The organism is Gelidibacter sp. (genome assembly GCF_053579655.1).
Genome location: NZ_JBMDWE010000051.1, coordinates 1 through 22,828, shown reverse-complemented (window position 1 = coordinate 22,828; position 22,828 = coordinate 1). Strand labels below are relative to the sequence as shown.

The 22,828-nt window shown below is 36.8% G+C and carries 23 protein-coding genes; 14 read left to right on the top strand and 9 right to left on the bottom strand.

Annotated features, from left to right (window positions below):
• Nucleotides 1-205: 205 nt before the first annotated feature.
• Nucleotides 206-2,065: an ABC-F family ATP-binding cassette domain-containing protein gene (locus ACOH2D_RS17110; protein ID WP_449536007.1), complete on the bottom strand. Its 1,860-nt coding sequence runs from the start codon at nucleotides 2,063-2,065 to the stop codon at nucleotides 206-208.
• Nucleotides 2,066-2,686: 621 nt separating this feature from the next.
• On the opposite strand from ACOH2D_RS17110, the gene ACOH2D_RS17105 reads away from it, so the two are divergent.
• From ACOH2D_RS17105 to ACOH2D_RS17085, 5 genes are read left to right on the top strand one after another with little or no spacing between them, the layout of a single operon-like run.
• Nucleotides 2,687-3,481, top strand: a complete 795-nt coding sequence (locus ACOH2D_RS17105; protein WP_348035365.1) for a polysaccharide biosynthesis/export family protein — start codon at nucleotides 2,687-2,689, stop codon at nucleotides 3,479-3,481.
• 6 nt (nucleotides 3,482-3,487) lie between these two features.
• Nucleotides 3,488-5,971 carry an exopolysaccharide transport family protein gene (locus tag ACOH2D_RS17100; protein ID WP_348035366.1) on the top strand — a complete coding sequence of 828 codons (2,484 nt, stop codon included), beginning with the start codon at nucleotides 3,488-3,490 and terminating at the stop codon, nucleotides 5,969-5,971.
• Nucleotides 5,972-5,981: 10 nt separating this feature from the next.
• Nucleotides 5,982-6,575: a sugar transferase gene (locus tag ACOH2D_RS17095; RefSeq protein WP_449536006.1), complete on the top strand. Its 594-nt coding sequence runs from the start codon at nucleotides 5,982-5,984 to the stop codon at nucleotides 6,573-6,575.
• The gene (locus ACOH2D_RS17090) at nucleotides 6,572-7,864 is read left to right on the top strand and encodes a nucleotide sugar dehydrogenase (protein WP_348035368.1); all 1,293 of its coding nucleotides are present in this window, start codon (nucleotides 6,572-6,574) and stop codon (nucleotides 7,862-7,864) included. Before ACOH2D_RS17095 ends, ACOH2D_RS17090 begins: the two co-directional genes overlap by 4 nt.
• On the top strand, nucleotides 7,864-8,841 hold the full coding sequence (locus tag ACOH2D_RS17085) for an SDR family oxidoreductase (RefSeq protein WP_348035369.1): 978 nt from the start codon (nucleotides 7,864-7,866) through the stop codon (nucleotides 8,839-8,841). Before ACOH2D_RS17090 ends, ACOH2D_RS17085 begins: the two co-directional genes overlap by 1 nt.
• A gap of 662 nt (nucleotides 8,842-9,503) precedes the next feature.
• Here ACOH2D_RS17085 and ACOH2D_RS17080 read toward each other — a convergent pair.
• Nucleotides 9,504-9,983 carry a Dps family protein gene (locus ACOH2D_RS17080; protein WP_348037882.1) on the bottom strand — a complete coding sequence of 160 codons (480 nt, stop codon included), beginning with the start codon at nucleotides 9,981-9,983 and terminating at the stop codon, nucleotides 9,504-9,506.
• Between the two features lie 101 nt (nucleotides 9,984-10,084).
• On the opposite strand from ACOH2D_RS17080, the gene ACOH2D_RS17075 reads away from it, so the two are divergent.
• Nucleotides 10,085-11,023, top strand: a complete 939-nt coding sequence (locus ACOH2D_RS17075) for a LysR substrate-binding domain-containing protein (protein ID WP_348037880.1) — start codon at nucleotides 10,085-10,087, stop codon at nucleotides 11,021-11,023.
• Nucleotides 11,024-11,051: 28 nt separating this feature from the next.
• On the opposite strand, the gene ACOH2D_RS17070 is transcribed toward ACOH2D_RS17075, so the two are convergent.
• Both ACOH2D_RS17070 and ACOH2D_RS17065 read right to left on the bottom strand, forming a co-directional pair.
• Nucleotides 11,052-11,249: a hypothetical protein gene (locus tag ACOH2D_RS17070; RefSeq protein ID WP_348037884.1), complete on the bottom strand. Its 198-nt coding sequence runs from the start codon at nucleotides 11,247-11,249 to the stop codon at nucleotides 11,052-11,054.
• 204 nt (nucleotides 11,250-11,453) lie between these two features.
• Entirely contained in the window at nucleotides 11,454-11,909 is a 456-nt protein-coding gene (locus ACOH2D_RS17065; RefSeq protein WP_449536005.1) for a DUF4442 domain-containing protein, read from the bottom strand.
• A gap of 144 nt (nucleotides 11,910-12,053) precedes the next feature.
• On the opposite strand from ACOH2D_RS17065, the gene ACOH2D_RS17060 reads away from it, so the two are divergent.
• From ACOH2D_RS17060 to ACOH2D_RS17040, 5 genes are all read left to right on the top strand, one after another.
• Nucleotides 12,054-12,500, top strand: coding sequence for a DUF4870 domain-containing protein (locus tag ACOH2D_RS17060; protein WP_348037876.1), 447 nt, complete (start codon nucleotides 12,054-12,056; stop codon nucleotides 12,498-12,500).
• A 298-nt stretch (nucleotides 12,501-12,798) separates the two neighbouring features.
• The gene (locus ACOH2D_RS17055; RefSeq protein WP_348037874.1) at nucleotides 12,799-13,143 is read left to right on the top strand and encodes a PadR family transcriptional regulator; all 345 of its coding nucleotides are present in this window, start codon (nucleotides 12,799-12,801) and stop codon (nucleotides 13,141-13,143) included.
• Nucleotides 13,136-14,941 (top strand): PspC domain-containing protein, encoded by a 1,806-nt coding sequence (locus ACOH2D_RS17050; protein WP_348037872.1) that lies wholly within the window; start codon nucleotides 13,136-13,138, stop codon nucleotides 14,939-14,941. The genes ACOH2D_RS17055 and ACOH2D_RS17050 overlap by 8 nt, the downstream gene beginning before the upstream one ends.
• Before the next feature lie 72 nt (nucleotides 14,942-15,013).
• A complete protein-coding gene (locus tag ACOH2D_RS17045; protein ID WP_449536004.1) occupies nucleotides 15,014-15,730 on the top strand; it encodes a head GIN domain-containing protein in 717 nt (238 codons plus the stop codon).
• 111 nt (nucleotides 15,731-15,841) lie between these two features.
• A complete protein-coding gene (locus tag ACOH2D_RS17040) occupies nucleotides 15,842-16,678 on the top strand; it encodes a GIN domain-containing protein (protein ID WP_449536003.1) in 837 nt (278 codons plus the stop codon).
• Between the two features lie 414 nt (nucleotides 16,679-17,092).
• On the opposite strand, the gene trxB is transcribed toward ACOH2D_RS17040, so the two are convergent.
• Entirely contained in the window at nucleotides 17,093-18,073 is a 981-nt protein-coding gene (gene trxB / locus ACOH2D_RS17035; RefSeq protein WP_348037866.1) for a thioredoxin-disulfide reductase, read from the bottom strand.
• 240 nt (nucleotides 18,074-18,313) lie between these two features.
• Between trxB and ACOH2D_RS17030 the strand changes: the two genes are divergently transcribed.
• Entirely contained in the window at nucleotides 18,314-18,703 is a 390-nt protein-coding gene (locus ACOH2D_RS17030; RefSeq protein ID WP_449536002.1) for an arsenate reductase family protein, read from the top strand.
• Nucleotides 18,704-18,770: 67 nt separating this feature from the next.
• Here ACOH2D_RS17030 and ACOH2D_RS17025 read toward each other — a convergent pair whose 3' ends face one another.
• The 4 genes from ACOH2D_RS17025 to ACOH2D_RS17010 all read right to left on the bottom strand — a co-directional run bounded on the left by ACOH2D_RS17025 (nucleotide 18,771) and on the right by ACOH2D_RS17010 (nucleotide 20,516).
• Nucleotides 18,771-18,938, bottom strand: coding sequence for a hypothetical protein (locus ACOH2D_RS17025; RefSeq protein ID WP_348037862.1), 168 nt, complete (start codon nucleotides 18,936-18,938; stop codon nucleotides 18,771-18,773).
• Nucleotides 18,939-18,975: 37 nt separating this feature from the next.
• Nucleotides 18,976-19,137 (bottom strand): DUF1328 family protein, encoded by a 162-nt coding sequence (locus tag ACOH2D_RS17020; protein WP_348037860.1) that lies wholly within the window; start codon nucleotides 19,135-19,137, stop codon nucleotides 18,976-18,978.
• Nucleotides 19,138-19,250: 113 nt separating this feature from the next.
• Complete coding sequence (locus ACOH2D_RS17015) at nucleotides 19,251-19,907, bottom strand: SOS response-associated peptidase family protein (RefSeq protein WP_449536001.1); 657 nt, start codon at nucleotides 19,905-19,907, stop codon at nucleotides 19,251-19,253.
• A gap of 321 nt (nucleotides 19,908-20,228) precedes the next feature.
• Nucleotides 20,229-20,516 carry a PA2169 family four-helix-bundle protein gene (locus tag ACOH2D_RS17010; protein ID WP_449536000.1) on the bottom strand — a complete coding sequence of 96 codons (288 nt, stop codon included), beginning with the start codon at nucleotides 20,514-20,516 and terminating at the stop codon, nucleotides 20,229-20,231.
• Nucleotides 20,517-21,916: 1,400 nt separating this feature from the next.
• Between ACOH2D_RS17010 and ACOH2D_RS17005 the strand changes: the two genes are divergently transcribed.
• A complete protein-coding gene (locus ACOH2D_RS17005; protein ID WP_449535999.1) occupies nucleotides 21,917-22,198 on the top strand; it encodes a type II toxin-antitoxin system RelE/ParE family toxin in 282 nt (93 codons plus the stop codon).
• Nucleotides 22,199-22,208: 10 nt separating this feature from the next.
• Nucleotides 22,209-22,511, top strand: coding sequence for a HigA family addiction module antitoxin (locus tag ACOH2D_RS17000; protein WP_348037852.1), 303 nt, complete (start codon nucleotides 22,209-22,211; stop codon nucleotides 22,509-22,511).
• Nucleotides 22,512-22,828: the final 317 nt, after the last annotated feature.

Here is a 22,828-nt window from a genome sequence, read left to right as displayed (position 1 = left end):
CTTTGTGTTTCCTTTGTGGAACTTTGCGTTATAGCTTTTGAAAAAAATTAAATCATTTACGTTTAACCGCAAGGACGCAAGGTTTATCACAAAAGTTCGCAATGAGGTTATCATCATTTTTTTTAGATCAACAGGCAATAAAAATAATAATAAAAAATAATCAATACCACTATCTCTGCGTCTCCGCGCCTTTGCGAGAGAATAACTAATCCTCCAACTTCTCCGAAAGCTCAAACCAACGTGCTTCCTTCGCCGCTAACTCGTCAATTATTTTTTCTAAATCCAGCGACAGTTTATTGATTTTATCTGGACTTAAAGAGGTGTCATGAAATTTTTCTTCAAAGGCAGCTTTATCTAACTCCAAAGATCTGATTTTGCTATCTAAAGATTTGAGCTCTTTTTTCTCATTATAAGATAGTTTGTTGCCTTCATTTTGTTTGTTGTCGACCGATACGGATTCAGTTTTCGAGACTTCAATAACTGGTGCTGAGGCTTCATATTCGCGATAATCGGAATAGTTTCCAGGGAAATTCTCGACTTCGCCCTCTCCTTTAAAAACAAATAAATGATCGACGATCTTATCCATGAAATAACGGTCGTGAGAAACGACTAGTAAACAGCCAGGGAAATCCAGAAGGAATTCTTCGAGCACGTTCAACGTGACAATATCCAAGTCGTTGGTAGGCTCATCAAGAATCAGGAAATTCGGATTTTGAATTAAAATCGTACAGAGGTATAGACGTTTTTGTTCGCCACCACTTAGTTTTTCGACAAAGTCATATTGCTTTTTACGATCGAATAAGAAGCGTTCCAATAATTGTGAGGCACTAATCTGACGGCCTTTGGTCAACGGAATATACTCGCCAAATTCCTTGATGACCTCAATCACTTTTTGACCTTCCTTAATTTTTATACCGCTTTGTGTGTAATAACCGAATTTGACGGTGTCTCCAATGATAATCTTTCCTGAATTGGGTTCAACAGCGTCGGTCAACATATTTAAAAACGTTGATTTTCCTGTGCCGTTTTTTCCAATGATGCCAATGCGTTCACCATGTTTGAAAACATATTCAAAACCCTCCAGAATTACCTTATCACCATAAGCTTTTGAAACTTTATGGAATTCCACGATTTTACTTCCCAGACGTTCCATATTGATTTCCAATTGCACTTGATGGTCATTTCTGCGTTGGCTTGCTTTGGCTTTAATATCTTGAAAATCGTCAATGCGCGATTTAGACTTTGTGGTTCGTGCTTTTGGTTGACGACGCATCCAGTCCAGCTCTTTTTTGAAGAGTTGTTTGGCTTTGCCAGTTTCAACCGTTTCATTGGTAACACGTGCTTCTTTTTGTTCTAAATAATAGGAGTAGTTCCCTTTATAGGTGTAAAGTTTGCCTTGATCCAATTCAATAATTTCATTACAGACGCGCTCCAAAAAGTAGCGGTCGTGCGTGACCATAAACAAGGTCATTTGTGCTTTGGCAAAGTACTGTTCCAACCATTCGATCATTTCCAGGTCAAGGTGGTTGGTAGGCTCGTCCAAAATTAAAAGATCGGGCTCATTGATGAGCGCTGTTGCTAAAGCGAGACGTTTTTTCTGACCTCCAGAGAGTGTTTTTATTTTTTGAGTGAGATCATCCAATTTCAATTTTGAAAGGATTTGTTTAAAACGCAGCTCAAATTCCCAAGCATTGTGACGTTCCATGCCTTCAAAAGCTTTTTGATAAGCATCGGCATCTTCTATATTTAAAAGCGCTTTCTCATAATTTTCAATGATTTTTAAAATCGGCAAATCTGAATTGAAAATCGTGTCTTCAATGGTGAGTTCCTCTTCATATTGTGGGGATTGTGATAAAAAAGACAGGCGCAAGCCTTTTCTAATGACCACTTGACCGTTATCAGGTTGGTCTGTTCCTGCAATGATATTTAAGATGGAGGTTTTTCCACTTCCGTTTTTTGCCACGAAGGCTATTTTATCGTCTTTATGGATGCTAAAAGAAAGGTCTTCAAATAGCGGAGCGTCGCCATAAGTTTTTGAGATGGATTCAACAGTTAGGTAATTCAAAGTCTAAATTTTTTACAAAGAACGGAAATAAATCGCGAGGGATTGAAGATCTGTCGATTTAAAACATTGATGTGGAAAATGAATCAAGACCGCTTCGCATTTAGAATCAAGAACCAAGACTTAAATCGTGAATTGTGGAAAGAATAGGATTAAGACTGTCATAGTGGGGAGTAGGGTGGTGGGGAGTAGGTAGGATGAGGTATTAGGAATGAGGTATTACGAATAACGAGCAATTTATTTATTAAAAACAAACAGAAATAAGATCAAAAAAATCAACAGAATCAGCGCCACCCGCCTGAACGGACGGGCAGGTCAGCGTTCTATATTCGATCTGATAAATGAATAATGACAGTAGCCGATGCGAGATAACAGAAAGAAAATTGATGATTATTTTTGACTATGAATTAATTAACCAAAACGGTCAACTCTACTCAGGGAAGTTCAGAAGTAGTGGGGATGGAAGGTTGAAGACTTTTTGGATATTGAGTTCTGAAACTGAAAACCGCGACAGATTACTGAGACTGATTTTAAAGCATAACCTCGCAGTAAATCGAAAAAATAGATAATAGTTTTGATATTCCGAGTGATAACTTATATTTGTCTAAACACATGTACCCCTTTATGAAACGATTTTTATTGGTTATGGGATTAATTCTCAGTAGTTTGTTGACGTCCTGTATTCCCCATAAAGATATTGTGTATCTCCAAAATAAAAATAGTGCTACCGATTCTTTACAGATGATGGTAGAGCAGCAGAAACCATATCGCGTTCAGATTAATGATATTTTGAATATTCGGATTAAGGTCTTGGATCAAGAAAACGTCAGTATTTTTAATCCGATAGGTGATGGGAATTTAAATGCCAGTGCTGCAGAACGAGCGTACTTTGACGGTTTCACAGTTGATACACATGGCCGTATTAGAATTCCTGAACTCGGATTGATAACTGTGCTTGGTTATACCACTGCTGAAATTGAAGAGTTGATCAAAACTAAACTTCTTGAGGAACAGTTTAAGGAAACGGCCAACATGTTCATCACCGTCAAGCTTTCTGGACTGCGTTATACAGCGATGGGAGAAGTGGGTTCGCCAGGGTCTCAAATATTATTTCAGGAACGTGTCAATATCTTTCAGGCCATTGCAAATGTCGGGGAAATCCCGATTACTGGTGAAAGAAAGGATGTTTTGATCATTCGCCAATATCCGCAAGGACAGCAAATTCATCATCTGGATTTGACCGATTTTAATGTCATGAATTCGCCCTATTATTATATCCAACCCAATGATATGATCTACGTAAAACCGCTGAAGCAAAAAACTTGGGGCACAGGAACGACGGGTAGAGAAACCTTGACCGCGATAATTTCTGTTATTAGTCTTCTGACCACCACCATTTTATTAGTGACAAGACTGTAGTTTATTATGGAAGATCAAGATTTAGATTATTCAGAACCAAGAGGCACCTATTTTGATTTTAGGGGGTACTTATTCAAGGCGCTTAACTTATGGAAATTTGTTATCCTGAGTGTCGCATTTGCCCTAATAGTGGCCTATCTTATTAATGTTAGAAAGCAAAGCATCTATAAATTAGATTCTCTTATTTCGGTAGAAAGTGATCAGAATCCGTTTTTTACTGCCAATACCAGTATCTCGTTCAACTGGGGTGGGGTCTCCGGGAAAGTGGGTAAGGTCATGACCACGGTGAAAACCCGTACGCATAACGAACTCGTGATGGATTCCTTGCAGTATTATATGGAATATCTGGAGCAAGGAAAATACCGTATGGAGGATATTTATAAAAATGCACCCTTTGTAGCGAAATTGGATATCACCAAAGGACAAATATTAGGGAAGACGATTGGCATTAAGTTTCTAAATGATACGCAGTTTGAGTTGACTGCCAGTTTTGAAAATAGCGGTTTTACTGCCCAGCGCTATTCTGATAAGGAGAAATACAACGAAAACTATAAAACTGGTGAATTTGCCGAGACTTTTAGCTTTGGGCAAACCATCAATCTGCCATTTTTTAATGGGACGATAACCAAACGAAATAACAGAAATATTGTCCCTGGAGCGCAGTATTATCTGAGGTTTATAGATTTTGATGGGGTCGTCAATCAATATAAAAACAGTGTGATGATTGCGCCTTTTTCAGGGAGTTCATCCTCCGTGTTGACCTTGTCCTTGGCAGGAAGCAATAAGGCTAAAATTGTAGATTATTTGAATGCCACAACCTCTATTTTGAGCAAAACCGAACTGGAACGTAAAAACCTGTATGCCACTAATACTATAAAGTTTATTGACAGCAGTTTGAATTCGGTAAATGATAATCTGAAAGATGTTACGGACGAGATGAACAAATTCAGGAAGGAGAACAAGTTGTTTGATGTCACTGAGGAAATGAATATCGTATCCGGGAAATTAAGAGCTTTAGATTTAACTCGGGAAGAAGAGCGCACCAAATTAAACTATCTCAATTCCTTAGAAAATTATCTTCGTACCAAGACCGATTATACTCAGATCGCCGCTCCTTCATCTGTAGGAATCAATGAAGGCAATATTTTATCGAGCGTTGCTAAAATTACTGCGCTGGCTATTGAACGTCAAACGAAGGAATACACGGTCAAGGAAGGGAATCTTATTTTTAAGGATATTGACCGCCAGATTGACGCCGAAAAGAATGTACTTCTGGAAACGATCGGCAATACCAAAAGGACCATCGGTATTAATTTAGATGCCATTAATAATAACATCGCCCGATTTGAAGGGCAATTGAGTAATTTGCCAGAAGATCAACAGGAATTCTTGAAAATTCAACGCAAGATGAATATCAGTCAGGAAGCCTATAATATCTATCTGACCAAACGCGGGGAAGCCGCCATTGTAAAAGCTGCAAACGTATCCGATATCAGCACGATTGACGAGGCCAAGGATATTGGCGGAGGCCGGATTGGACCGAACAAAAGCTTAAACTACATGATGGCGCTCATGTTAGGCTTTTTTATACCAATGTTCTTGATTTTCGTGATTTTCCTCTTGGACAATACCATTCATGGTTCGGATGAGGTGGAGCGTTTGTCGAGCATTCCTATTTTAGGATTGATCGGGAAATACAATTACAAAAATAATTTGGTGGTTTTTGAAAAACCGAAGTCGGCAGTTTCAGAATCCTTCCGATCTATTCGTTCGAGTTTGCAGTTCATCTATAAAAAGCAAGGGGAAGAAGAAGGTGTTGGTAAAACCATCATGATTACGTCGTCGGTTAGTGGGGAAGGGAAGACGTTTTGCTCCATTAATATTGCTACGGTATATGCACTATCAGGAAAAAAGACCTTGTTGCTTGGACTGGACTTAAGAAAGCCAAAGATTTTTGATGATTTCGAGATCTCCAATGATAAGGGTGTCGTGAACTATTTGATTGGTGATAATACGTTTGATGAGATTAATTATACCTCACACATTGAGAATCTTGATGTCATTCCATCGGGGCCTGTGCCTCCAAACCCGTCAGAATTATTGATGGGCGATCGGATGAAGGAACTCATTGAGCTTGCACGTGGTCGTTATGATATGATCGTTTTGGATACCCCACCTTTGGGATTGGTTACTGATGCTTTGGAGCTTACACAGTACGCTGATGCCACTTTGTTTATGGTCCGCTTGGATTACACTAAAAAGGGCATGTTAGCCTTAATTAATGCCAAATTTAAAATGGGCGAGGTTAAGAATATCAACTTCATACTCAACTTTTACAAACATAAAACCAACCATAATTACGGGTACGGGTATGGTTACGGGTATGGCTACGGCTATGGTTACGGCACTTATGGCAATGCTTACCACGAAGGCAACGGCAAACATAAGTTATTAAAACGCATTAAGAGGTTTCTTAAAATTAACGCTTAATTAATTTCTTTTGAACTCTCCAAAACAAGCCCGTGTAAAACGTTTATTTGATGTGTTGCTCGGGTTTTTTTTATTCCCATTTCTTCTCGTTCCAATACTATCGTTGGTTTTAATGGCGACGCTTGATACCCGACAATGGGGTTTGTTTTCGCAGTTTCGAATCGGGCAATTCGGAAGACCTTTTAGAATATATAAAATACGGACTTTAAAGCAGGAAGTCTATCGTTTGGGATATTTGGACGCCAGTGCTACTGCTTTGGGGAAGTTTTTAAGACGCTATAGATTGGATGAATTGCCACAGCTTTTTAACGTTTTAAAAGGTGACATGAGCTTTGTTGGGCCGCGGCCGGATGTTGCAGGGTTTGCAGATGCACTTGAAGGTGACGATCGGATCATTTTAAAAGTTAAACCTGGCATTACAGGTCCCGCCACTTTAAAATATAAGGATGAAGAACTTATTTTGGCGCAACAATCAGACCCTGAATGCTACAACAGAACGATTATTTGGACCGATAAAGTGGAAATCAATAAAATATACGTTCAGAATTGGAGTTTTTCTTTAGATTTACAATTCATTTTAAAATCCATAAAAAATACATCATGACAAATCACCCGAAAATTACGGTAATAGGATTAGGATATGTAGGTTTACCACTTGCTGTAGAATTTGCTAGAAAGTTTTTAGTTGTAGGTTTTGACATCAATCAAAAGCGCATCGATGAATTAAATCAGGGCATCGACAGAACTTTAGAGGTTGATAATGATGATCTTAGGTCTATTTTGGTTGCGGATCCAAAGTCTAAGACGGGACTACTTGTTTCAAATTCACCTTCAGATATTGAGGATTCGGATTATTTTATTGTTACGGTGCCAACACCAACCGATGCACTTAACAAACCAGTTTTCACACCTTTGGTAAAAGCCAGTGAAACTGTAGGTAGAATCATGAAAAAGGGTGCGATTGTAATTTATGAATCTACCGTTTATCCAGGAGTTACAGAAGACATCTGTGTGCCGATTTTAGAAAAGGAATCTGGATTGAAATTTAATGTTGATTTCTTCGCAGGTTATTCTCCAGAACGTATCAATCCAGGAGATAAAATGCATACCGTTACCAAAATTTTAAAGGTCACTTCGGGTTCTACACCAGAAATTGCTGTAGAAGTGGATAATCTCTATAAAACGATCATTACTGCGGGGACGCACATGGCTCCGAGCATAAAAGTTGCCGAAGCTGCTAAAGTGATTGAAAACTCACAACGTGATATCAATATCGCTTTTGTGAATGAATTGTCTAAAATCTTTAGATTGTTAGATATTGATACCAAAGCGGTGTTGGAAGCAGCAGGTACGAAATGGAATTTTATCAAGATGTCTCCAGGTTTGGTTGGTGGGCATTGTATCGGGGTGGATCCGTATTACTTAGCTCAAAAAGCGATAGAATCGGGTTACAATCCTGAAATTATATTGGCAGGCCGTAAGATGAATGACAGTATGGGGAGCTATGTTGCTCAGGAGACTGTTAAAATGATGATCAAAAAAGGTGCGAAAATTAAAGGCGCCAAAGCTTTAGTCATGGGGATTACCTTTAAGGAAAACTGTCCAGATATTCGCAATTCTCGAGTGATTGATATCATTAAGGAATTTGAAAGCTACGATGTGGATGTTGATGTTTATGATCCATGGGCTTCTTCCGATGAAGTAAAACATGAGTATGGTTTTGATTTGATCTGTACAGATACGAAGTTGGCTTCTAAATATGATGCGATTGTTCTTGCCGTTTCTCATAATGAGTTTTTAAAATTAGACATCCAAAATTTAAGATCAGATATCGGCGTTATTTTTGACGTCAAATCCTTATTACCAAAAGAATCCGTAGACGCCAGATTATAATGTACACACACGCTTATCATACCGACGATTTATCAAAATATAGTTTTTTAATTACTGGAGGCGCAGGATTTATAGGATCTAATTTGGTTCAATACCTGTTGCAACACGGTGCTAAAAAAGTACGTGTACTCGATAATTTTTCAAACGGTTACAGAGAAAACCTGACCGAATTCATGGCCAATCCAGCCTTTGAACTCCTAGAAGGCGATATCAGAGATATAGATACGTGCCATCGTGCAGTGAAGGATATGGACTATGTGTCCCATCAAGCTGCGTTAGGTTCGGTACCACGATCGATCAATGATCCAGCTACTACCAACGATGTTAATATCTCAGGCTTTTTGAATGTGTTGATTGCCGTCAAGGATAATCCAAAGGTGAAACGCATGGTATATGCGGCCTCAAGTTCGACTTATGGCGATAGTAAAGCTTTGCCAAAAGTGGAAGATACTATCGGGAGGCCTTTATCGCCTTACGCAGTTACCAAGTATGTGAATGAGCTTTACGCAGACGTCTTTGGCAAAACCTATGGCACCGATGTGATTGGTTTCCGTTACTTCAATGTGTTTGGACCAAAACAAAGTCCGAATGGTGCTTATGCAGCGGTAATTCCGTTGTTTATGCAGTCTTTAAAAGATAATGTAGCGCCAAAAATAAATGGCGATGGTGGACAAACCAGGGATTTTACTTTTATTGACAATGTGGTTCAGGCCAATGTGAAAGGGATGTTTGCCTCCAAAGAAGCCGGGAACAATGTGTTTAATGTGGCTTGTGGCGAACGCATCGATATTAATTATTTATGGGATTCCCTAAAAGTAGCTGCTGAATCTCAGTTAGAGCCTATTTATGGTCCAGAACGCCAAGGAGATGTACGCGATTCTTTAGCGGATATTTCGAAGGCACAAGAGTTGTTGGGGTATCAACCGAGATATACGGTTAGGGAAGGGCTGAAGATTACTTGGGATGCTTTTAGTTAGGTAGTTTTAAAACTTCCATCTTTTTATTCAAACTCCCCTTTCTTTACCTTCGCAGAGCTACGGTAAATTCATTCCTACTTATTTTTAGTGCTAAATGGTTAGTGTTCATTAAACTTAAGATGTTTTTACTAATATGTCCTTTACAGTAAGCTTAAAATTAACATTTAGTCAAATAACTAAGCACATTTAATAAACCTTCCCAATTGGCTCCTCCCTTGGGAAAAAGGGAGGTAGATAGTTCGACGTCAGGAGGACTGGTCGGAGGGTTAGAATACTATTTATATTTATCATTCCAAGTGAGGTGTCTAGACCGACAAAAGGCGATCTAGACTGAGAATTTGCTAAAACACTCCCGTATCTCCATTAAAATCTAAGTCAGGAAGTCAAAAAACATTTAATCTAGCTTTTAATTGTGTCCATAGAAAAGCTTCCGCAGACGTTAGTTTTTTGCGCAGTTGTTGTCTGTAATCTTGTAGTTCTATTTTGGTATGTGTGCGTTGTTTGGACTTCTATTAAAAACACGTATTATTTGGATATGGAGAATCTAAAACACCATGACGAAAATACCTTAAAAACAAAATGGAGAACTCAATTAATGAATTCTCCATTTTTATTAAATATCAGATTTTAACTTCAAGCTTCTAACTTCGTGCTTCAAGCTCCTACACCGTCTCTCCCAACCAAGCCTTCATCATCCAAACGGTTTTCTCTTGTTCGGTAATAAAATCACTCATCATGGAGTTGGTACCTTCATCGCCTGCATCAGCTGTCTTTTGCAAAATCATGCGCTCTACTTTTAGCAATTCAGTCAAGGAATCTACAATGAGTTCCACTGCTTTTTCGTCTTGTGAAATGTTCTTGCCCACTTTTACTTTTGCCTTTTTCATATAATCATCGAATGTGTGCAATGGGGTTTCGCCTAAAGTCAAAATACGCTCAGCTATTTCATCAACTTTCATGTTGGCATCTGTATATAGCTCTTCAAATTTAACGTGTAAGTCAAAAAAGCGTTTTCCCTTAATATTCCAGTGAATCCCACGTAAATTTTGATAATAAATCTGAAAATCTGCTAACAATTCATTCAAATCACTTGCAATGTCCTTAGTCTTTTTGGTATCTAAGCCAATCGTATTTAATGTCATTTTATCTATTTTTGGTTTATTCTAATTTAAGCATTAATTAACCATTTTTATAATAGCTTTTATCGATAGTTTCTATATTTTTATAGTTTAAATGAATAACCATGACCATTACGCAATTAACCTACGTTTTAGCCATTGCTGAACACAAAAATTTCACGAAAGCCGCTGAAAAATGCTTCGTAACCCAACCTACCTTAAGCACCCAAATCCAAAAATTAGAGGACGAGCTAGACGTTCTTATTTTTGATCGCAGTAAAAAACCTATTGAACTTACTGAAGTTGGACGAAAAATAGTAAATCAAGCCCGAAATATTGTCAATGAATCGGAGCGTATCCAAGATATTGTAGACCAGCAAAAGGGCTTTATTGGTGGCGAATTTCGCATCGGAATCATTCCCACGGTTATGCCAACCTTACTTCCTATGTTTTTAAAGGCATTTATAAAAAAATATCCTAAAGTGAAGCTTAAGATTGAAGAACTGACGACGGAAGATATTATCATAAGGATTAACGATGGCCATTTAGATGCCGCAATCGCTGCAACGCCTTTGGAAAGCGAAAACATTAAGGAACGCGTACTTTATTATGAACCTTTTGTAGGCTATATCCCTGAACATCATCGACTTTATGATAAAAAATTAATTGAGATTTCTGACCTTGAAATTGATGATATGTTACTTCTTGAAGATGGCCATTGTTTTAGGGATGGTATCATCAATCTTTGTAAAGCCTTTAAGAACCAGACTGATGATAATTTTCAGTTGGAAAGCGGCAGTATAGAAACCCTGATCAAACTTTCAAACGAGGGCATGGGGATGACTTTACTCCCTTATTTACATACGCTTGAACTTAATGACAATCTCAAAGGGAACCTTCATCATTTTGTGGAACCTTCTCCAGCCCGTGAAGTCAGTATTATTTACCATAAAAGCGAATTGAAAATGCAGATTATTAATGCTTTACACGATGTCATTTCAGGCATTATTCGTGGGGCAATCGCATTTCAGAATGTAAAAATCATCAGTCCGCTGGCAAAATAAAGAAAGCGACCTGTTGGTCGCTTTCACACTATGTTTTTAAATAGATTAAACATTGGTTTAATTCGGGTTTCTGTAGAATTAAAGATTTGATAAATACTTTTAGCTCTTCAATCTCGTAAGGTAATAAGCGTTGAATTGCTTTTTGAACCTCTCTACAGAACAACGCAGTATCAAAACTGACTTTACTAAGTACAGTTTTAGTGTACTCAAACATTGCTCTTGCCATGATTTTTGTGGTTTGTTTTATAATGGTTAGGTAGATTTCAATAATAGGCATCATGCTTTTAGGTTGTTTAAATTTAGTGAAAAAACAATATATGGCGCTACTATTTGTCAACTTTAACAAATTTAATCGGTCAAAGCCCCAAAAATTGCGAATTTCTCTAATTATGAAATGGTCTAAAACAGACCGACTTAAAGGGGCGTAGTCCTAGCTTCTAACTTTAATTGTCCATTCAAAATTAAAATTTGATACTTCAATTCCTTCTTCATTGGTGCCTATGGAATTCATCCAAACAGTTTGACCTTCGCCAGTTTCAATGGTTTTTTTTATCGCTGCATCAACTTTATGCCCATCGTTACAGATGAAATTAATACGTCCGGTTGCTTTTTTTGTAAACGACGCATTATTAGTAGCGACCAACATGGACATGGGCTTCCCACTGGCTTTAATTTTCGACATGACCAAAGCGCCTGTGGTCAATTCTGCAGCCATGCCCTGAACCGCCCAAAACATAGAATTGAATGGATTTTGATTGATCCATCTATGTTTCACACTTACTTTACAGTGTACGTCATCAATAAATTTCGCGCGGACACCGCATAAATAGGCCGACGGAAGTTTAAAACTTAAAATAGCATTGAGTTTTCTTGGAGATAGCTTCATGTTAACAATTTTATTCAAGCTAATTTATCAATTTTATTCAACTTCTCAATTTGTTAATTATATGTTAATATTTAGTACTATGTGTTGCACAGTACCTTCCTTTAGACATATATTTGCATAGGCAAGTATTATATTCAAATAATCATGATAGACAACCACCAAAAGAATATCGCAACCTTCATCCATTTATCGACCTTTTCGAGATTCATCATTCCTTTCGGGAATTTTATTGGCCCGTTAATACTATGGATTACGAACAAAGAGAAGTCTGAGTTCATTGATGCACATGGCAAACAAGCCCTCAATTTTCAAATCAGCGTCTTTCTCTATGCGGTTATCTTAGGCACACTGACGATTCCGTTTTTTATATTCGGTCTCTTCGGGCATCTCGATTTTTTCGATTTTAATGTATTTAGTAGTTTTCATTTCAATTTTAGAAAGCCGTCTCCTTTGCTTTATATTTCAGGTGGATTAGGAGTCTTGGCTGTTATAGGATTTATTTTGGAAATGATATTTATAGTTATTGCAAGTTTAAAGGCCAGAGATGGCGAATTTTATAAATATCCCTTAACGATCAAGTTTTTAAAATAAGAATTTCAATCTGACCTTACCGAAAAAGCGCGTTCGGAAAGATCACCAACTCGCCCATAACAAAAAAGATGTGTTTGGGCTAATCACTCCGTCCGTATCAATAAATACGTTCGGGCAAGTCAATCAATCAAATCAATCTGCCACATAAAAACATGGCAAAAAAACGAACAGTTTCACAGTATTAAATCATTTTAAAACATGGCACAAGCATGGTCAACGATTATGAATCTAGCGCAAAATGGCTCCAACGCGTCACAAAAAACAAGGAGCATAAGATCCCAAAAAACAGAAAAGACCTATGAAAATTGAAAACACAAAAGCACAAATGCGCAAAGGTGTCCTGGAATACTGCATACTCTCCGTCCTTAAAGATGAAGATGCTTATGTAGCTGAAATTTTAGCGACTCTTAAAGATGCAAAGATGCTGGTCGTGGAAGGCACCATTTATCCTCTATTGACACGGCTGAAAAATGCAGGTCTTTTAGATTACAGATGGGAAGAATCCCTTTCAGGACCACCACGCAAATACTATAATCTTACAGAAAAAGGCAAATTATTCCTTACCGAACTGAATACGACTTGGAATGAATTACAAAACGCAGTCAACTTAGTAACCAAAACAAAAAAATCAAGCAATGAATAAGACAGTCAACATAAATTTAGCGGGTATATTTTTTCATATTGATGAAGATGCATACCTAAAATTACAACGCTATCTTGAGGCCATCAAACGTTCATTTACGGACTCTCAAGGTCGATCTGAAATCATTGCCGACATTGAAGCACGAATCGCGGAACTGTTCAATGAACGTGTTCAAAATGACAAACAAGTCATCAGAATCAAAGAAGTTGATGAAGTGATTTCCATTATGGGACAACCGGAAGACTATTTAGTGGATGACGAAATTTTTGAAGATGAGCCTCAAAGCAATTCCCCAAATAAAAGGAATACTACGTTTTCCAAAAAGTTATTTAGAGATAAGGACAACTCTTATATTGGTGGTGTAGCCTCAGGACTAGGTCATTATTTAGGAATTGATGCCATTTGGGTTCGTTTACTTTGGGTTCTTTTGACCTTAGGTTCTGGCGGAACATTTATCTTTATCTATATCCTATTTTGGATTTTAGTCCCCGAAGCATTAACTACTGCCGATAAACTGACGATGACAGGAGAACCCGTCAACATTAGCAACATCGAAAAAAAAATCAAGGATGGATTTGACAATGTTTCACAAAACGTTTCGGATGCCGTAAAAAATATCGATCTGCCAAAACAAGGCAATCGGATTAAATCAGGATCAAAATCATTTTTTGATGCCCTGGGAGAAATCATCCTCTTTTTCTTAAAAGTCGTAGGGAAATTTGTAGGGATCATCCTTATCATAATTGGCTCCTCAATGTTGATCGCCCTGATCGTTTCACTGTTTTCAGTGGGTGTTGCTAATATTATCAATGTTCCTGGAATGGACTTCATTGAAGCAACCAATGCTGCAAATATTCCTATTTGGATGATGTCTTTATTGTTGCTTTTTGCCATTGGCATTCCATTCTTCTTTATTTTCTATTTAGGATTGAAAATATTGGTCAATAACTTGAAGTCTATTGGTCAGATAGCGAAATTCTCCTTACTAGGCTTGTGGCTTGTGGCCATCATTGGACTGGTCGTTATAGGTGTCAAACAAGCAAGTGAATACGCTGAAGAAGCCACCGTACAACAAACCGATCGTTTAAATATTATGGCTAAAGACACGCTTTACCTTAGCATGACTCACAACAATTCATATAGCAAGCAATTTGGGAGACATAACAAGCAATGGAAACCTGTTTATGATCAGAATGACACCAAGATGCTCTATTTAACAGATGTTAAGCTGACCTTGAAATCTACGAATGATTCCGTGGCTTCGATAAAAATTGATAAAAGCTCAAGGGGAAACTCCTATCAAAACGCAAAAAAGAGAGCAGAACACATCAGTTACAACTATACATTGACGGGCAATAAATTGGAATTGGACGGCTATTTAACCACTGTTTTTGAAAATAAATATCGCGATCAAGAGGTTGAAATAACCTTGTATTTGCCAGAAGGCACCATCCTATTCGCCGATAAGAACACCTATTCCTTTCACGCAAAATACCATTATATTAAACAAGGTGTGAGATTGATCAACAACAACGATATTCTAACCGATGGCATGGAAGGTCATTATTTGCAGATTTTGAACAACGAAATCAAATGTTTGGATTGTCCTGAGGATTTTGAGAATGACACAGACATCAATAACGACGATTCTCGGTTAAAGATTGATGAAAACGGAATTAAAATTAAAAACAACACCAACTCTATTGAAATCAATAAACATGGTGTAAAAACCACTTCCGAACGTGTAAAGGTCAACATCGACAGTAACGGCGTCCAAATTACAACAGACGGCCATTAATAAATGGCCCACATAAATCAACAGTTCATAATATTAAATTAACCATCAACTAAGATTTGAAAAACCAACCTTATGAGCACATTAATCAAAATCATCGTGACTTCCATTCTCAGTTTAACCTTAGTTTCCTGTAGCTTCAATTTAGGCGTTAAGGGCAACGGCAATGTAGTGACTAAAGAACGTACCATCGACGGCAGTTTTGACCAAATTCAAGTAAGTCGCGGACTGGACGTTTATCTGACACAAAGCGAAACTGAAAGCCTGACCGTTCAGGCGGATGAAAATTTGCATGATATCATTATTACTAAAATTGAAGGTAATGTTCTTAAGATATATGCTGACAAAAACATCCGATATGCCACCACACAAAAAGTTATGGTCAACTTTAAGAGCATTTCTAAAATTTCGACCTCAAGTGGTAGTGACATTTACAGCACAGGCATTATATCGGCCGACAATTTAGAGCTTGAATCCGCAAGTGGAAGCCATATGGATTTAGACCTAAACGTCAATAGTTTAGAGTGCAAAGCCTCATCTGGTAGTGATTTGAAAATAAAAGGAACCGCTAACCAACTGTTTGCTAAAGCCTCAAGCGGCAGCGCTATCGATGCAACACATTTGACCACTTTAACGACCAACGCAACATCTTCATCCGGTGCTGACATCGTCGTGAATGTTTCAAAAGAACTAACCGCCAAAGCCGAAAGCGGAGGCGCTATTAAATATTTAGGAAATCCCGAAAAAGTCAACACTTCTGGCAGCGTTTCAGGAAGTGTAAAGCAACAGTAGCAAGCCAAATCAAACGTTTTACCGACTTGTCAATATAACCATTTCAAGCTTTATTAAAAGTTTGGGATGGTTTTTGTTTATATTTGTTAGTATTAACCTTAAATCGTTAAAATGAATAAAATCATTTTCGCATTTTTTATGGCGCTAACTTCCACCGCTTTTCTATCGGCTCAAACTGATGATAAAATTAAAGGGGATAGAATTGTGACCATAAAACAAACCTACATCGATCCATTTACCAAAATCGTTGTAGGCGAAGATTTTACTGTTGAAATTATCTATAACAGTAAACCTTCGGTTGAAGTAGAAGCCGACAGCAATCTTCATGAATATATTCTTTTTGAGGTGGTTAATGGCGCTTTGACTTTTTCGACGAATAAAAAGATTACCACCAGTAAAAAGATGAACATCAAAGTCAACTATACTGATGGCTTGGAGAACATTGAAGTTTTGGAGAATGGCGAAATCCGATCCTTAACCTCTCTGGAACTAAAAAACACGACTTTAATAACTACGGGATCATCTCGGGCTTATCTCAATATAAAAACCAATGAATTCAACTATACGGCATCCGATAAAGCAAGAGCAAAATTAAATATCAACGCAAATAACAGTGTAATTGTCCTTAGTGATAATGTGAAGATAGAAGCCTTGCTCAATTCAAAATCGGCTAAAATCGATCTTTACCAACGCGCAACTGCAAAATTTGATGGGACCCTTGAAACTACACAATTGCGAGTGGACAATTCGTCCAGTTTTAATGGAAAGGATTTTTTAACCAAAACCTGTAACTTAATTGTCGATTTAAGCAGTTCGGCAACCATTCGCGTCAATGACAACATTACTATTGAAGCCTCTGGCAACAGTGAAGTGTATCTTTACAATGAGCCAAAGATTACGCTAACTAAATTTTCAGGCTCTTCAAAGCTACAAATGAGGGAGAGATAGAAATTTCAGTCTTTAAGAACTTGGAATTCCTCTAGCTTTGAATGTGACTTTTATCTGAACTCTTCTCATTCTTTATAATGAAAAATGCCTAAAGTTTGCGTTGAGAACTAAACTTTAGGCATTTTAAATTCTAAATCATTGTGGTCCGATTAAACCTGTCTTGATCTATTAAGAATAGATATAAATAAAGGTCTTTCAATGTTTTTGATCCTCAATCTCCTTCATTTCGAGGTTTTTTGAAAACTTTTGCTAAAACATCATAAACCATTCTAATTATGAATTTCACCGCCCATGTTTTCAATTAATTACGTGTTTAGTCTTTGTTCTTGGTTCTATCAGCGAAGCGGCGGTTACTGAGCTTGTCGAAGTGTCTTAATTCTTTTCCGGACAATCGTGATTCTAAATATTTATAACTTAATAATTAGTAGCTGTATTCACTTCAAAAGTGGAATCAATAGCTGCTAAATAACGCTCAGCATCCAATGCCGCCATACATCCTGTACCTGCTGCGGTAACCGCTTGTCTGTACACATTGTCGGCTGCGTCCCCAGAAACAAAGACACCTTCAATATTAGTTTTGGAAGTACCTGGTACATTGATAATATATCCTGTGGGATCCAATTCCAAAAAGTCTTTAAATAAATCTGTATTAGGTTTGTGCCCAATGGCCACAAAAAATCCTGTTGCTTCGATGTCGTGAACTTTACCGGTGACATTATTTTTCACTCTTACACCAGTAACAACCTGTCCATCACCTAAAACTTCTTCAGTACTTGTATTGAACAAAATCTCAATGTTACTTGTGTTTCTAACTCTCGCTTCCATAATTTGTGAAGCTCTAAATTCATCACGTCTCACCAACATCGTTACTTTCTTACAAAGTTTAGATAGATAATGTGCTTCTTCACAAGCTGAATCTCCTGCACCAACAATTACAACTTCCTGATTTCTATAGAAAAACCCATCACAAACTGCACAAGCTGAAACTCCTCCTCCTAATTGAAGATATTTTTGCTCAGAAGGCAATCCTAAATACATTGCTGAGGCTCCAGTTGAAATGATCACGGTATCACAATGAATTTCCTTGGTCTCATTTACCCATACTTTATGCACAGAGCCTGAGAAATCAACCTTGGTAACCCAACCATCTCTAACCTCAGTTCCAAAACGTTCGGCTTGCTTTTGCAACTCAATCATCATTTCTGGTCCTGTAATTCCTTCTGGATATCCTGGGAAATTTTCAACATCATTTGTTGTGGTCAATTGGCCTCCTGGTTGTTCTCCTTGATAAAGTACTGGAAACATATTTGCTCTTGCTGCATAAATAGCTGCTGTATATCCTGCTGGTCCTGAACCTATAATTAGGCATTTTACTCTCTCGATTGATTCTGACATAATGTGTATTAAATTTTGAATTACAAAAATAGAGATTTTGATATGAAATAGGCCGTTATATCATTAAAAGTTATTATTCAACAATTGGCTATGACAATACCATATTTCATCTTTTTTTCTTATATTTATTTGTCGGAGAAAGTAATGTGCCGCTATAAAAAAACACAAGGTCCTACTACAAATTATGGACTCCAAAAACAAAAAATATCAATAGTATAACAAGTTTAATTACAAATTGTTATGGGTGTGATTTCAACAGATGAACATGAAATAAAATTGTTTTTCAATTCCGGTAGCTCCATAGGCAAGCAAATTCAAGCCTATGTTTTAGCTTCTGAACGTAAAATTTTAACCATAGACATTTCGAAGACTAGGGTTACAGGCACACAATGGGTGGAACTGGCAAAAGGCTTGAGGCTTTCCATATCCGATCTTATCAATAAAGAACATCCTGATTTCACTCATAATTATGATGCAAATCTGGATTTAGAAGACGAAGATTGGTTGAAAATTCTGGAAAAACATCCGGAGGTACTGAGTACGCCGATAGCCATTATTGGGGAACGTTTTGTTCAACTTCGATCGCCAGGAGATTTTGTCAAATATATTGAACCGGATAGTAAAATGTAAAAAAAAAAAAGACCATAGCTTAAGTAGTGGTCTTTTTTTATAACAATGTAAAATTAATTTTATTCAATTAATTTACAGCATCTTCGACGTCGTCAACAACATCATCAATAGCATCACCAACATCATCTGCGGCTTTCTCTATTTTACTCTTTTTGGTATCTCTACAACCTGTAAAAGTTGTCATTGCCGTTCCTAATGAAAATAGAACAACAAAAGTCATCATTAGTTTTCTCATAATTTTAATTTAGGTTTAAATATTTAAAGTAGTTTTTCTATTTTTTTAATCCTCCTCTAAGCAGAGATAAGATAAATAAGACTATAAAAATAAAAAAGAAAATCTTAGCTATTCCGGCTGAGGCTCCAGCAATACCACCAAAACCTAAAATCCCGGCTATAATGGCAATAACTATAAAAATAATAGAATAACGTAACATAGTTTTAAAGTTTTAAGTTAACATAGTATAAAGATACCATATTAAGTATCAAAGCATTTAACACTATCAGTAGAGACTTTAACTCATAAACGTAAATCAAAAGTCGAAGACCGTTAGTTGTTTTTAATTTGTCTCTGAACCGCCCAATCCGGTTGGTATTCGAAATTTAGGGACTGATGCTCCTCAATCATTTTTCTTAACTGATTTAATGAGGTGGAAGTGCTAAACCACTGTTTAAGTTCGTTGTCATTAAGAACGAGTGGCTTAAAATTAGAGAGGTTTGGAATTTCTTTGAAAGACTCACTAACTTCGGTTATTACAATGGAACAGGTTATAAATCCGTCACTAAGTTCATTGAAAACCCCCGCAATGGCAAAAGGCTCAAAATTGGGAAGATGCACATGACAGCGCTTAACCGTACCCTCAGACAATATGGTCGTAAAGAAACCTGTGGCAATAATGATACACCTTCTCTTATTAAGTAAATTATAATAGAGTCCGTTGTCTTTCTGTAGTGCACTAAATTTAACATTCAAAGTATTAACTACATCTTGAAAAATGCTCCAATTGTCTTCAAAGTTTTCGGGAAGCAATCCCCAAATAGCATAAGTTACCTTATCAGGATTGTCGAGTGTAATCACGGAAATTGTTGATTCCTTTAAGCCATCTATCAATCCTTGAGGTTGATAAAGATTTGGAAATTCAAACGTGACGTGAAATTTATTTTCAATGGCCCCTTTACTTGCAGTATTAGAGATTTTATAAAACATGGCAACGATTTTCGATTTGAAAGTAACTTATATTTCATGGTACCATTTGACTTGAATGCTTCTATTGATAACTCAAATAACTCAAAATTGAATTAGTAGAAACAAAGTGGTTTTCGATCTTTTCAGAAAAGAAAGCGAAATTATTTCCTTCCCTGATACCTTTTATTTTATAAAGGCTAGATCAAGTCTTCCAACCTTTTATATTAACCTAACTGTGATCAACGGTATTTTTTTGAATCTCCAATAACTCTTTAGTAGATCCAGAAAGCGAAATGTTGTTTAAAACCTCATTATAATCATCAACGGAGGTTTTTTCACCTCTTATAGCTTCCTCCAGCATAGCTTCATCGTCATCCTCAATTCCTTCCAACTGTGGTGTACAGCGCCTAAAAGACTGCCGCCATCGTCAGGCTCTTGACCAAAGTTTCTCAACTCAGATTTTAATTCATCGCCCAAACCGGTGCGTTCTTTAGCTTTGTCAGTAAAATTAGAGTTAAGACCGCCATGTTTTGCGTTTTCAGCGGCTTTTAGGAATCCCTTTTCCGCATCATAATTTTTCTCTAGCAAATCATTTACTTTGCGACCTAATTTATGGGTGTAATCGCTCATGACCTAAGTTTTAGGTGCTCATAAAACTACGTCACTACCATCCAAATTCTTAATTCATAACAGAATTTAATTGACGCAAATAAATAGCAAACAATAAATTAATTTTCTTACCTATCTGCCATACAATACCTATTTAAAAACTGTAGATTTCTAAAGGCTTTTTGTAGGATTTTTATGCGTCTATGATAAAAGTAGATCACCTAGGATGCGTATATACAGGATATTTTAACGGCGTTTATTTCCTCAAATTCTTAACAATCGAAAAAACAACGTGGTAGGATATTATTTTGAGTTTTAAGCAAAAAAAAAACCTCAGCATCTTTGAAGTAGCGCTGAGGTCATTCTTCCTAACTAACCAACCAGTATATGGAGTACTAGACTCCTTTTGTATAGTATAAAATTAAAAAGATTAGATCGTGTTTATGATCGCAATCCAACATATAATTAACTGTATTCGATTTAATTCAAAAAAAAACGCCAGAAACTAGATGAATTCTTATAGAAATCAGATTTCCTTGAAAACTATAGCCATCAATATCTGAGCGTTATGGAAATTAATAGAAAAACAAGTGTGAATCCAAATACAGATTTTTTTGGCTATATAGGCAAAACGGGCATTGTTTTTTTATCACACACTTAATAATCTGATCAAAATTTTTAATATCTTGTATAATAAAGAAATGCAATGCGCTACTCGTGAGAACTTGATTCCTACCAGTGGGTTTTAATACCCTGAGGCTTGCTTCGATCGGAAAGCCAACTTCTTATTCATTTCTGGTGGGCTTTCTCCGACGTTCGTGATTTTAATAACTAGAGTATTACGCAAAAGTGAAGTTATATCCTTTTTTCGCCGCTTTTGGTAATTTCCACCCGCAGTGTTTGTCCCTAAATCCCGTATGGGACATTTGTTTGTTATTTTGTTTTGTTGTTTGGCGGGAACCCAATAAGGGTAGAGTAAAGTAAGTTTCTCTTTGTATATGTAATTGCACAATGGTAAATGCATTCCATTGTACCTATTCTGTCGATTGGAATTGTTGGTGGAAAACACCAACAATGGCTAGAATAAACCACCTCGTCTGCAATTTCTTTTCTGAAATTGCAGCCACTCCTCCTTGGGAAGGAGGAGAATTAATGAGTACTGCTATAATGTAATGATTTTAAGGTGTTGGTGGAAAACACCAACAACGGCTGAAATAAACCACCTCGTCTGCAATTTCTTTTCTGAAATTGCATCCACTGCTCCTTGATAGAGGAGAATTAAGGAATACTGTTATGATTTAATGCGGTTAAATGATAGGCGTAACTGCTTGTGCCTATACATGTGTTATATAACATTCAAAACAAAAATCAACAAACTATTAATAATTTTACTTACCTTTAGCGTTAGTAACGCAAAAGATATGATTGTAACCTTTGGCTCAAAAGAAACTAAACAAATTTGGAATGGAATCCGAGTTAAGAAAATGCCAATAGAGATTCAAAACGCTGGTCGGCGGAAATTGAGAATGCTGAATAACTCGCAAGACATTGCTGATTTGCGAATTCCACCATCCAATCGACTTGAAAAAATGACCGGGAAATTAAATGATTTTTATAGTATTAGGATTAATAACCAATGGAGAATTATCTTTTTATGGGACAATGGAAACGCAAGTGAAGTAGAAATAATTGATTATCATTAAAAAAGAAGATATGGAAAAGTTAGCGAATGTACATCCTGGGGAAATATTGAACTACGAGTTTCTTGAGCCTTTGGAAATTTCGGCATATAGACTTTCGAAAGATTTGAAAATACCTCAAACCCGTATTTCGGAAATTATAAAAGGAAACCGTCGTATTACAGCGGATACAGCTTTAAGATTGAGTAAATATTTTGGTAATTCCGCAAAATTCTGGCTTGGAATTCAAAATGATTATGACATTGAAGAAGAAAAAGAAAATAAAGAAAAGGAACTTAACGAAATAAAGCAGTACGTGGACAAGAACCTTGCCTAACACGAGTATAAAAGCAATACCAGAGTAATAAGGGGGAAATGAAAAGAAACCTTTTTATTTCATTAATTGAATGTTTGAAAAACTCGAAATCAGTAAAAAGAAAATATCGCAAAATATTAGATTATTAAATGTGAAGGATCTTTATTGAATTTTGCTCAAGAGGTTGATACTATCATATTAATTAAGGTCTAATTATTAAGATATTTCAAATTTAGTTACGTGCTTTTATTTGCGTATCGGATAATAATTCCATAAGTATCAGCCACTCCTCCTTGATAGGAGGAGAATTAGGGAATACTGCTATAATTTAATGCTTT